Raw genomic sequence first — 12,026 nt, 5'->3', positions numbered from 1 at the left:
GCCCCCAATTAAGGAAGCTGTGGGTTAATTATTTAATATGTTGTTATTTCTGGGTGGTCTCTATACCAAAGAACCAAGGCATCCCTATCTTCATCAGCAGTGTTACTTATTAATGTGATTACTCTCATACAAGTATCGTATTCCCCTGCTTGGTTTAAGAAATTATCTTCTGGGAAATCATTTAAATATTCATCTATATTGTTGTAGTTTAGAGCAGTGTATTTATCTACAACTATTAAATATTTTTCATATCGAATCTGCCAGTAGTATATTTCAAAAAGCATCCAATCAGGTACAGGGGCAGCTTCTTTAGTAGGGGTTATTAAACTGCAATCAATTTCATAACAACGGGAATTTGAATCTGCCCATTCATCAACTTCAAAACATTGTATAGGGGCATAAAAAGAGGCTTGAGAATATGTACGATAAATAGCCATCAATATTAACCTTTATTTAAGCAACTGTAAACCAGTAAAGAGGACTTTGTGACAGACTTGAGAGAGATGCTACAGGAGCAGTAGTAGGTAAAGCTGCATGGGTATAAGTAACTGTATAACCATAGGTGTTTAACCCAATCGGTAAAGTACCAGTAACCCCAAAATTGAAGTTAGAACCTATAAAACCATTTACAGAACCACTAACAGTTATAGAAGGTGCTCCACTATTACTTAAAGCAAACCAATAATTACCTTGCTTTAAAGAAAGTGACATAGCAAAGACTTTATTACCTACTGTGTCAGCAACTGCCGTATTAGTTGCAAGTAATGTATCAGGTAAAGCTGTTGATTGATTATGAGAATAAATGCCACCAAAGAAAGTAGAACCAGCTGCAGCAACAGTAGTCACATTTAATATGAAATTACTTATAGTTACGTTATAAGGAACATAAAATAATGTGTATCTAAGACTTCCTGCAGAAATGGAAGCATTGGTTGTACTCGTAATTTTATCTGTAAATAGATAAGAGAAACCTGACCTATACCCAGGGTGAGAATTACTTTCTACTCTATTTTCCCATTTACCACTTGTACCATTGTAGGTAAGTATTTGAGATTCAGATGGACTTGTAATAGTTGCATCAGTAAGAGTAGCTAAGCTACTAGAACCCCCACCACTTGAAGTAGTAGGTGTCCACTTGGCTGTGGTGCTGTTGTAGGTTAAAACTTGACCATTAGTAGGAGCAGTAGAAACTACATCTACACCTTGAATTTTATTAGAATTCCACTGTGCAATTGTATTGCCAACTTGAGCAGCAGTTGTACCATGTGGATTTGAAGTATTACTTGTGTGAGAAGTTAGAGAACTTGTGTCAGCTTTGGTGGATAAACCTGTAGTAACAAAAGCAGTGTTAGCAGCCTTTGTTGAGGAATCTCCTGCTGTTTGGTTAGGTACAGCTACAGTACCAGTAAAAGTAGGAGAAGAGAGGTTAGCCTTGAGAGCTAAAGAAGTGGTGACATCAGAAGTTCTGGCAACACTTGCAGGAAGTTGAGCATCAGGGACTAAAGTATTGGCATCCAAACTTGCCACACCATTAGCAGCAGCCTTAGCAGTGGTTGCGATCGCTCCAATTTGAGCAGCAGTTACAGCGTGTGGATTACTTGTATTAGTAGTATGAGAATTTAATGAGGTAATATCAGCTTTAGCAGCTAAAGAAGTAGTTACATCACTACTATTAGCCTTCAATAATAAAGCTGCTGTAACATCACTAGAATTAGCTTTAGGGCTTACTAAACTATCAGTTTGAGTCTTAGTATAGTAACCACTGAGGTCAACTGTCACGCCTCCTATAAGGGCATCTGTTTGAGCTTTAGTATAAGTGGTAGATTGATTAGCTTTAGTATTTAAAAGTGTATCAGTTTGCGGTTTAGTATAATAATTAGTTAAATCAGTACCTGATACCCCTGCTATAAGAGTATCTACTTCAGATTTGAGATAAACAACTGGGTCAGCAGAATTAGTATTAGTTCTAATTTTACCAGCCGTAGTATTAGTTGCTAGACTTACACCAGCTTGACTTAAAATATAGGTTATTAAAGATTGATGTTGAGGATCAGAACAATCTCCGCCACCTTCACGTAGTACAGAAAGTTCTAAGTCAGAGGTTCCTACAGGGACAATAGCATCAAAAACTTCTCCACCTGGTAATACAAACCTATAGAAAGATGAGCGTTCACCTTCTTCATTACACCAGAGAATAAAGTTTATTTTACCTTCTCTATTGGTGATAAAGTTTTTAGTAACTTGAGGGTACTCTATATTTTCAATAGTATTACCCTGCATGTGAATTACTTGAACAACCGCATTTCTTAGGGGTTCATTATTTAGCCCAATAAATGTAGATTTAATAATTCTTTGAGTTGGCATATTTGTTTTATGAATAAAAAGGTTCACTCTAAATTAATAAAGTGAACCTTAAATTTTTAATATTTAATAATCTTATTAGCAGCTAACCAAGGTTGCATATTTTCATGGGAACCTCCACCACCTTGGGTATTAATAGTAATACCTGATGTAGCAGCATTTAAACTAATATTAGTTTTAGTCCCGCCCATACTAAGATTGGTAACTGCACCATTAATATTTATACCTGTATTACTATTTGCAGTAGCACCTAATAAAGGTTGGTCAGGGTTGCTATTGGGGTTGCCAGTAGCAGGTGAATTACCTAAAGTTTGATCATTGGTACTAGCAGGTAAATTTAATGAATGAGCGTGACCAGGGTCAGATATAGAATGCCCATGTCCGGGGTCATTTAGAGTATGGGAGTGAGGGTTTTCATTAACAGAGTGAGAATGCCCCGCATCATTTACCCCATGAATATGAGAAGGTGTTTGAGCAAGGTTTAAAGTAACACTCTCTAAACCTCCATTTTGTCCCAAAGTTCTAGCAGTCAATCCAGTACCTGAACCTGCACCAATAGTTACCCTACCTCTACTATCTGGTACTTTGAATTTAATACCATCACTACCATGAACATAACCAATAGCGGCAAATAAATTAGGATATTCAGAAGGCTCGTATGAGGCTCCATCTTGCCATAACCAACCTCCATTAGGTAAAGTTGAACCATAGTAATCCATACCCATGCCCGGTTGAAATGCAGAAGTGGCTGGGATATCAGCAGGGGTTACTCTATCAGTTACTTTGTCTCTTAGGTCAGTTATGCTGCCAGAAAGAGTTCCACTAGCAGTAGTTACTTTAGCTAGTGGAAAGCTTATATTAGGTAAAGTAGAGGCAGATTGAACAGTACCGTCACTACCAACATATATGTAGCGCGTAGCATTATTGGCTATATTAATAGTACCAGGGCTGATACTAGTTAAAGTACCATCAGCTAATAGAATCACTCCACCTAAATAAGTAAAAGTTAAACCTGATTGGTGACTAACTTTTAGGCGATTATAAAATGTATAAAAGTTTGATTTAATTTGCCCTGGGGTGTCATCTAAAAAGGAATCTAAAACCTTGGGTCCATGACCAATGAAATCATCGCCATCTACTATAGGAAATGCTATAGCATTAGCATCCTCAGCAGTGAAAACATCACCATTCTGATAAACTTTACGCATATATTTAATTAATATTAATTTTTCTGTTATTTATTGAGGTTGTTTAACTTATTTATAATTAAATTGAATACTAAGCAGCCCCAATAACTAGCCAATTAATTCTGACATTAGCACTAACTGTTGGAGCTGCGGTAAAGTTAATACCTGTTGTTGTTATACTAGTTATGGTAGTATTTGAAACAGATGCTGCACTATCAGCATTACAAATTAGACCTATAGGGGTTGAGGCAAAAGTAAAACCATAAGGTAAACTTCCTGCTCCTGCCCCATTAAGTAAAACTATACTTGAGCCAATTGCAACTTTTATATTATTTGGTAATAGAATAATTACTGGATTTGATAGGGTTGTTGATACTTTACTAGCAAGAAAAGCATTAACAAAAGCTGTTGTAGCCAAACTAGTATCATTATCTGTAGTTGCTGGGGTTGGGGCTTTAGGATCACCAGTAAAGGTAGGACTTGTAAGATTTGCCTTAAGAGCTAACCCAGTATCAACATAATTAGTGTTAGCTGCTTTTGTGGAATTATCATTTGCAGCTTGAGACGGTACAACTACAGCACCAGTAAAAGTTGGACTAGCTAGAGTAGCATAACTTGCTAAGTTAGATTTAACATAAGCGGTTGAGGCTGCTGTTGTTGAATTATCTGAAGTGATAGGAGTTGGTATAGTTACAGTTCCAGTAAAAATTGGAGAAGCTAGATTAGATTTAAGGGCTAAAGCTGCATTTGTAATAGTAATATTATCTGCTAGACCTGCTGCAACAAAATTAGTATTAGCAGCCTTTGTAGAAGCATCCCCTAATGTTTGATTTGGTACAATTACGTCCCCTGAAAATATTGGACTAATCAGGTTGGCTTTTAAAGAAACATTAGACTTAACATCTTCAACTTGGTCATAAACTGCATCTTGAGAAGCAGCTTTACCTGAAGCATTCCAAGCAGAACTATATGGGGTGTCATCAGCTAAAATTAACGAACCATTAGGTTCAACTGGTATAACCATCCAGCTAGTTGTATTAGTTGGTACTACCCCTGTAATTGGGTTTAGGTCTTTGCTTATGTAAGTTCTGTTTAGGTAATTTACTAAATCTCTGAATTTGTATGTAGTAGTAGGGCTATAATCACCTTGAGGAAAAGGTCCACCAATTGATTGAGCAAGTGCAGGGGTAGTTGAAATTAACCTAGCAACTCTCAAAGCACCAGTATCTAAAACATCATTTACAATTCCAGTAGGTAATAATGATGCCCATTCAACTGGGCTAACATTAGGAACTATTGCATTAAAATTAAGTAATGCTGGTTCAATTAATTCACCATCTGTATCAGTTTTAAAGAATTGAAAGTTATAAGTAATCCTTGAAGTTTCAGTTTGTGGTAGTGTTATGTTGACTACGCCTGCTGTTATAGTGAAGGTATATGGTTGAGGTAGATAAATTGTATCAGGGGAAGTACTATCATCAATTAGGCTACCAGCTAACGTAACAATGAGTTTACCTGTAATAGGATTTCCAGCAGAATCTTTTAGTGTTCCTACTATTTGAGTCATTTATTTATATAATTTAAAATTAAGGAATATAATCGTCATTAAAGATAATTTCACTACTGCACCAACAGGGGCCATATAAAGAATTAAGTTTTTGAGTTAACTTAAACTTATTCCCATATTTATATGTGGTTGGAAGATAAATTATATATTCCCAAGCACTAGTTCCTAATGGGTCTCCAGTAGTAGAAGTTCCTAAGATAAAGTTGCCTCTAGAAGTTATTAAGTGTCGTATATCAAAGCAATTTAATACTAGGCTTAATACCTCTTTAGATCCTTTGTTAGCCCAAATATTAATGAATGAGTTAGATATCAATAATCTCTTAGTTTCAGTTGCCCAGGTTTTATCCCAATAATCTCCTGTAAACCCAGTTAAAGGGGCTAAGAAATCTAACCATTCTGGGTCACATAATAGTGGATTTAGTTGTCTAGGTAAGTCATCAACTTTTGCCTTAGTTCCTACGAGTAACTCATCAAAATAATCTGTTAACCATTCAGCAATTTCATTAGTTTGATAGCAATCAGGTAATCTACTATATATAGGTTTACTAGTAGCCCAAGATTCAGCAGTCTGCATTACTAAAATCCTCCAAACGAAGGGGATTCTCCTGAGCCTCGCAGACCTTCAAATACAATCCCATTTTCATCAACTAACTGCATAAATAAGCTATAAGGAGTAGGAAGGGTGTAATCATTTGCTATAGGTATATTTGAAGGGGAACCGTTTAATGTGAGATTTCCAGCCTCTTTTATTACCCCTGCATTTCTTAGAGCAAAACCTACTTCATAAAAAATTAAATCTTGACCTAAAGGATAACTATTAGGACTCAGATATTCTTGAAAAACTTCCCATAAAGTGTCAAATGCTTCTTCAGGATTTACACCTATAGTTAATCTAGCTGTGAATTCTGCGCTAATAGGTAATAACTCAATAGGGGAAGTATAAAGGCTACTGCCTAGTTGAATTCTACTTGCCAATTGAGATTTAACATAGGTAATTTGAGCATCATTTGCAGGTTCACCATTTGAGTTTAGGAGAAATAAGTGAACTGCTCCTAATTCTCTTGTAGTCTTATCACCAGCTAGTAAACCTATAGCTTTACAAACTGAACCTTCCCCTAAGAGAATTTCAGCAGCCTGTTCATAATCAGTGGCACTTACTAAGTTTCTAAGTCTAATTTGAGTGAGTGCCCTATTAATAGCAGAAGCTTCACTTTCTAAATCTGATCCACCTGATGCAGCTTCAATGTTAGTAACACCAGCAAGGTAGGTTAATGGTTGGGTTATACCAGTAATAGAGTAAGGTGAAATGTTGTATTCAGAACCTACTTCCTCAGCAGTAGCAGTAACTGAACCTGATACTAAACCTACAGGAATTACTAAAGGGGCATCAGTGAAGAATGAAAGTTTACCTTGGCTATCAACTACTTCAAATCCTTCAGGAATTGTGAATATAGTATTTTGAGGAGAGCTAATACTAAAGGTTAATGTGGTTTTAGCTTTGGTTCCAGAACTGCGGGTAACTCCAGTAATTTTAAGAAAGTCAATTACTAAAGCTAAAGGTAATTGATTTACATAGTAAAGTAATTCAGCCCCAGCAAAGGCTTGACCTTGTATTAAAGCTGCTACTGGGGAATTCTCAGTAAAATCATTTAATAGTCCACCAGAGGCATTATAGACCTTTAATTTAGCTTGTTCTACAATATCTGTCTCATTACGTGGGTCAAGGAAAATTGAATTTAATATAATGTCAGCCATATTTAAATAGTTATTTTTATAGGATTTTGTTCAAGTTCTCCATACGACCAATACACTAAGATTACAGCTTCACCTTGGTCATTGATTGTTCCATCAACTTCAAATTGAGCGTCAGGAATATATTTTTCTAACCCTGTTTTAAATTCAGAAGTGATAAGATTAATATTTGAAATGCTAGTAAATAGAGAATCAGTTCTCCCATAGTTGGGAACCATTACCCTTTCATTAGTTTCAGTTTGAAGCCAACTAAGGATGTGCCCCTTGATTAAATCAGCTTCACTAGTTACAACAAGATTTCCTCTCACTGGGTCAATAGCAAGAGGAAAGTTAATACCTTGAGTTATCATAAATTTCTGTTATCTAATATATATAGATGTCCCATTACCAACCTTTTGAAATTATGGTGTCTCCATCGGAGTCAGTAGCTCCTAAAACTACTACAGGTTTATCATTAACTGACATAGTACCAACATTAATTAGGCGCAGACCCAGACCATTGCAATTGACAGTGAGTACACTTCCTGACATCTCACTTGTTCCGTCGCTAAATAATTTAATAGCCCAAGTACCTGCTTGTAATATGACATATTGAGCAGCGCTTAAAGTAATTGCCTGTAGAGCTTGCATAAAAATGTTTCTTTTAACATTAGCTTTAAAGTCTTGGGTAGCTGTAGAAGTTATACTTTTTTCAGAGTTAACAGATACTTCACCACTTACATTTAAAGTGTCAGTTCCACTTACTGAAACATTTTTACTTCCAGGAATTGTGGAGTAATAATCATTAACCACATCTCCTTTATCTTTAGGAGGATTAGTGTCATTAACCATAGGTAGGTAGTAGGCATTGCTTTCTAAACCATCTACAAAGAAAACTATTACTGTTGAATTAATTGGCGGTAAATTAGCATCTACTCCAGGGCCACCATCAAGTCTTCTAATCCAGTCACTTTCCAACATAGGAGATGAAGGAAAGGAGACTTTAATTCTACGTTTATTCTGGTCATCTTTATTATTGGTAACTATCCCCAAAGTTGGGTAAGGTATGCGACCCTGCTGATCTAAAGCTATCTGGCTAGCCCGTTGAGATTGATTTAATATTTCAAATATATTATTCATTACTTATAATTTATTTTATTAAGCAGGTACAAACTTAAGACCATTTAAATCCATACCATTTTTTCTCACTTCCCAATGTAAATGGGTACCTCGACTATCCCCAGTATTACCTTCTATACCAATAATTTGACCTTGAATTACCTGTTGGCCATTAGTAATACCTATTGAATACAAGTGGCCATAGCGGGTTAACCAACCACCTCCATGATCAATATCTACATAGTTGCCATAACCAGTACTACTATTAAGAAATACAGAAGCAGTACCAGCAGCAGCAGCTAATATTTGACTACCAGAACCGTTCCCACTCACAGAAGAGAAATCAACGCCTTTATGATTAGGTCTAGAAGGATTTTCACTTCTATGTTTACTAGTTACAACCCCTCTTCTCATAGGTCTGATAAATTGAGGATTATTAGGGTCAAACCCATTACTACCAGAGCCACTATTTGTAGCCCCAATTATAGGATTTTCTATTGATTTAACTGAAGGAATATCACTGCTAGCAGATTTGTTTTTTAGAGGAGAATAGCAAGTAGCTCTACTAACAAAACTTCCACCAGAGTAGGTATGAGTAATAGTATCAACTACCCACATTCTGTCAAGGAACTTACTAACACCTTTAGTCTGAAATAAGGTGTCAGGGTCAAGTGTTAGAGCTTCAGGGGTGGTAGGAAATTCAGCTTGAGCTAAGATGCCTTTAATTCTGTTTTCATCGCTCACCCGTTGACTATCAGTAGTATCAGTAGCTCCTGTAGTTGTAGGGGCAGGAATAGGGCTTATAGCTCCTGTTGTGGAAGGTAAGCTATCTCCACCTGTGCCAACAACATTTTCCTTTTTCTTCTGAACCATTACCCCAGAGTCAGGGTCAATTTCAAACTTCCTTTCACCAACTGAAGTAGTTTGACCTGGCTTAGATGACCTAGCACCTCCTGAACTGGAAGTCTGAGCTTGATGAGAGACATTGAAAGTAACCCCCATGTTTGTACCATATTCAAGTACAAAAACATTCTGGTCAGCTTTAAAACCTTTCCTTGTCCCTATATATAATGTTGGACCAACACAGTGAACTCTGTAACCAATTCTTCTGGCTTCAATTAGTAGTGCCTCATAATCTGTGATTCCTCTTTGAGGGAATCTAGTATATAAGGGACCATCTTCAGGCATCTCCAGTTTCATTCCATAGTTGGAAGTAATCTTTTGAGCTATCTTTTTAAAAGTCAGATTGGTGTAAATAGTATTCCTAACTATTTGAGTTAAAACAACAGTAGCGGCAGTTCCAGAAAACTCAAGGGCATCAGGTTCAAATAGAGAAAACTTCAGTCCAGTATGAATGAAAGAATAGGCTGCGATCGCCTTACCTTCATAACCCATCTCAACTGTAATTTGGGCACCTGCCAGAGTCTTAGCGATTGGGGCAACTTCAGTAGTAGGTGATTGAGAAGCTGCTACAGAGGAAGCTGCATTGGTAAGGGGAATCCCACCTTCTTTGTAGAACTTAATTCTACTTGAGTAGTAAGTTTTTAATTCACTCATGGTCTTTGTAGGCTGACCATAAGGAGAACCGGGAAGGGATGCCCAAACAGTATTTACCTTAGTGATAGAAGACTCAAAATTACCTTGTTCTACATCACTTATAGCTCCCTTTTGTCTAATTAATTCTACTGCCCCTTTATCCTGTGATACAGGGGAGAAATCTGGTAGTGTTAAACTATTTTGTAAACTAGCCCAAGTTGTGTTTAAAAATTGATATCTACCAGCAGCAGTAGAAGAATACCCGCTTAATTTAATTAATTTATTTGGGTGTTTAAGATAACTACTAAAAGTGCTACCACCAAAAATCATATTATACTTAGCACCTTCAGCAAAAGCTATAGTATCTAAAGTGGCTCTCATATTAACAGAGAGAGTAGAATCTACTGTATAGTCTGGGGCTGAAGAATTAGATAGCTGAGAAGTTTTGGTTTGATTACTTTGTTGAGTTGCAGTCTGTTCCTTAGTTTGATTACTAGTTGATGAAGCAGAAGTAGTTGTGGAATTTTCTACTAATTCAACTTTAATATTATGTAGTAATCCAATAGCATTGGCAGCTTGAAATCCCTTAGTACCTGTTAACTCATTAAATGCTCTAGTAAATAGGTCAATCCCTCTATCACCTAAAGTAGTATGAGGTCCCCAATCTTGAATATCACAAACAATAGATTTACCATTATCCAAATTAGTGACTTTTACTTTGTCTCCAAACTTCAGGTCAATAAACATACCCTGAGAACCAAACTGTCTAGCAGCAGGAGGGTTGTTATATCTCATTGCACATCCAAAGTCTCTGTCTGGGTAAAGAATGTTATCTCTAGACCCTGTGGTGTCATTGAAAATACTAGCTGTAGTTTTCTCAAATAAAACTTTACCAGTTGCTCCTATACCTGCATTAGCGGTAGGAATTACTGAGTTAGTAATTGAAGTTACAGAAGCAGCTTGAGCTTCTTTAGGAGCTTCTACTGGGTCTAAACCTCCTACACTTTCAACGTATGTAAAAAACTTATCTGTAAGGGTCTTCTGAGGGTCATAAACAGTAAAATTACAACTTGATTGAACTTTACCTTCACCTAATGTTACAGAGGCTTTAATGAGCCGTCCATCCCCAATTGTGAATGTTTCTGCTTCAGCGCTACCTTTAGAACCTATAATAATTTTTAAATATGGGTTAAGCAAATACTGACCTGGATTAGGATTTTGATTATTAAATTGACTCATATTTTATAAAACCCAGCTTATAAGCTGCCATACATTTTGGTTATCAGTATTACCTTCTTTAGAGCTTTTTAATTTAGATAAAAGTTCATCTTGTGAAGTAGGGGCAACACCCTTAGCTAATCCAGAAAGGGATAGGTTTACATCTCTGAGAATATTCTCTTGACTAGTGCCTAACAGACTTAATATTGTTTGAGCTTCTCTTGATTGAGTAATTTCAGTAATAGTGGCTTGAACTTGATCATTGATATTCGATATCTGAGCAGAGGCAGCTAATCTAAATTTACGTTCAGCTACTTCTGGGTTAGGAATAGTTAAAGTTTGACCCACTTCAATTACTTTGAAAATATCAAGGTCATTCATAGTGGCTAACTTACGCCAAGCTGTTGAATCACCTAATATTTCATTAGCAATTTTGGTTAGGGAATCTCCAACATTAAATGAAATACTTTTGGGAGTATTTAAAGGATTGCTTATAGCTAAAGTACTCATATTATTTTTTAATTAAATTCCCTGTAGATACATCCAACTTGTCATTTTTGTATAATCCAATTGTCCCTAAAGATTTACCTTTACCATCAAACATTGAAATTGTCCCATTCTTGGCTACTGAGACTTTATAATTGTTAGATTTCACTAGAGTAGATAAATATTCAGGAAGCTTCTTAACGTTAGTTCTAAGCCACGCTAGAGCCTTTATATTGCCTTCTTGAGTCTGTCTATCAGTTAGTAAAGTTGACTTACTTAAAGCGCTTTGCAGACGGTCTCCAGTGGATTCTGATTTAGCTTTATCTGGTAATTGATTAGGGGGAATTTCTAATAATGCTATATCTAATCTAGCTTCTGCAACTTCACCCCCTAACCAGGCTGTCTCAGTCCATTTGATGTCAGTGATAACTGCTGGTCCAAAGCTATCCTTACCCCATTTAAAAGTCACAGGGGAAGGGGCATATTTACCTTTAGATGGATCTGCCACCATTAATGCTTGAAGTTTTTGTAGAAGAAGTTTGCAAGTTTTACCTTCGCTATGACTTTCTAGTAGTAGGTTACTTAGTTGTAAAGTCAACCCAGAAGTGTAACCATATTGCTGAGAGGGTATGGAGGTTAATGCAGTAATACCCTGGCTATACTTGGCACTTCTGCTGAATGATTTCTCCTCTGGGTTATATAAAAACGTGAAAACTTCTTTACCTAATTCATCTACTAGATAAGCAAAGATATCTGTTATGTACTCAGCAGGATTTAGACCATCAAGTACTTTAGTATTGATTGACATATATTTAAAAAAA

Annotated in this window: 11 protein-coding genes; all 11 read right to left on the bottom strand. The window is 36.4% G+C overall.

Going from position 1 to position 12,026, the window contains the following annotated elements; genetic code table 11:
• Nucleotides 1–32: 32 nt before the first annotated feature.
• Nucleotides 33–437, bottom strand: coding sequence for a hypothetical protein (locus G1O98_RS21120; RefSeq protein WP_163931434.1), 405 nt, complete (start codon nt 435–437; stop codon nt 33–35).
• A gap of 16 nt (nt 438–453) precedes the next feature.
• Nucleotides 454–2,364 carry a hypothetical protein gene (locus G1O98_RS21115; protein ID WP_163931431.1) on the bottom strand — a complete coding sequence of 637 codons (1,911 nt, stop codon included), beginning with the start codon at nt 2,362–2,364 and terminating at the stop codon, nt 454–456.
• A 56-nt stretch (nt 2,365–2,420) separates the two neighbouring features.
• Nucleotides 2,421–3,569, bottom strand: coding sequence for a tail fiber protein (locus tag G1O98_RS21110; protein WP_163931428.1), 1,149 nt, complete (start codon nt 3,567–3,569; stop codon nt 2,421–2,423).
• Between the two features lie 70 nt (nt 3,570–3,639).
• Nucleotides 3,640–5,115, bottom strand: coding sequence for a hypothetical protein (locus G1O98_RS21105; RefSeq protein WP_163931342.1), 1,476 nt, complete (start codon nt 5,113–5,115; stop codon nt 3,640–3,642).
• A gap of 19 nt (nt 5,116–5,134) precedes the next feature.
• Nucleotides 5,135–5,689 (bottom strand): phage tail protein, encoded by a 555-nt coding sequence (locus G1O98_RS21100; RefSeq protein WP_163931426.1) that lies wholly within the window; start codon nt 5,687–5,689, stop codon nt 5,135–5,137.
• Between the two features lie 2 nt (nt 5,690–5,691).
• On the bottom strand, nt 5,692–6,870 hold the full coding sequence (locus G1O98_RS21095) for a baseplate J/gp47 family protein (RefSeq protein WP_163931423.1): 1,179 nt from the start codon (nt 6,868–6,870) through the stop codon (nt 5,692–5,694).
• A gap of 2 nt (nt 6,871–6,872) precedes the next feature.
• Complete coding sequence (locus tag G1O98_RS21090) at nt 6,873–7,217, bottom strand: hypothetical protein (protein ID WP_163931419.1); 345 nt, start codon at nt 7,215–7,217, stop codon at nt 6,873–6,875.
• 34 nt (nt 7,218–7,251) lie between these two features.
• Nucleotides 7,252–7,986, bottom strand: a complete 735-nt coding sequence (locus G1O98_RS21085; protein WP_163931416.1) for a phage baseplate assembly protein V — start codon at nt 7,984–7,986, stop codon at nt 7,252–7,254.
• Between the two features lie 18 nt (nt 7,987–8,004).
• Nucleotides 8,005–10,740, bottom strand: a complete 2,736-nt coding sequence (locus tag G1O98_RS21080; RefSeq protein ID WP_163931413.1) for a peptidoglycan DD-metalloendopeptidase family protein — start codon at nt 10,738–10,740, stop codon at nt 8,005–8,007.
• 3 nt (nt 10,741–10,743) lie between these two features.
• Entirely contained in the window at nt 10,744–11,229 is a 486-nt protein-coding gene (locus tag G1O98_RS21075; protein ID WP_163931410.1) for a LysM peptidoglycan-binding domain-containing protein, read from the bottom strand.
• A gap of 1 nt (nt 11,230) precedes the next feature.
• The gene (locus G1O98_RS21070; protein ID WP_163931407.1) at nt 11,231–12,013 is read right to left on the bottom strand and encodes a hypothetical protein; all 783 of its coding nucleotides are present in this window, start codon (nt 12,011–12,013) and stop codon (nt 11,231–11,233) included.
• Nucleotides 12,014–12,026 lie beyond the last annotated feature (13 nt).

Origin of the sequence: Nostoc sp. UIC 10630, assembly GCF_010747425.1 — a bacterium.
In the GTDB taxonomy this organism is placed as follows: domain Bacteria; phylum Cyanobacteriota; class Cyanobacteriia; order Cyanobacteriales; family Nostocaceae; genus Nostoc.
The sequence above is the reverse complement of the archived record's forward strand: the minus strand, read 5'-3'. Positions and strand labels throughout refer to the sequence as shown.

Coding starts and splice junctions, on each gene's coding strand:
- G1O98_RS21120 (WP_163931434.1), bottom strand. CDS start 437: ATGGCTATTTATCGTACATATTCTCAAGCCTCTTTTTATGCCCCTATA.
- G1O98_RS21115 (WP_163931431.1), bottom strand. CDS start 2,364: ATGCCAACTCAAAGAATTATTAAATCTACATTTATTGGGCTAAATAAT.
- G1O98_RS21110 (WP_163931428.1), bottom strand. CDS start 3,569: ATGCGTAAAGTTTATCAGAATGGTGATGTTTTCACTGCTGAGGATGCT.
- G1O98_RS21105 (WP_163931342.1), bottom strand. CDS start 5,115: ATGACTCAAATAGTAGGAACACTAAAAGATTCTGCTGGAAATCCTATT.
- G1O98_RS21100 (WP_163931426.1), bottom strand. CDS start 5,689: ATGCAGACTGCTGAATCTTGGGCTACTAGTAAACCTATATATAGTAGA.
- G1O98_RS21095 (WP_163931423.1), bottom strand. CDS start 6,870: ATGGCTGACATTATATTAAATTCAATTTTCCTTGACCCACGTAATGAG.
- G1O98_RS21090 (WP_163931419.1), bottom strand. CDS start 7,217: ATGATAACTCAAGGTATTAACTTTCCTCTTGCTATTGACCCAGTGAGA.
- G1O98_RS21085 (WP_163931416.1), bottom strand. CDS start 7,986: ATGAATAATATATTTGAAATATTAAATCAATCTCAACGGGCTAGCCAG.
- G1O98_RS21080 (WP_163931413.1), bottom strand. CDS start 10,740: ATGAGTCAATTTAATAATCAAAATCCTAATCCAGGTCAGTATTTGCTT.
- G1O98_RS21075 (WP_163931410.1), bottom strand. CDS start 11,229: ATGAGTACTTTAGCTATAAGCAATCCTTTAAATACTCCCAAAAGTATT.
- G1O98_RS21070 (WP_163931407.1), bottom strand. CDS start 12,013: ATGTCAATCAATACTAAAGTACTTGATGGTCTAAATCCTGCTGAGTAC.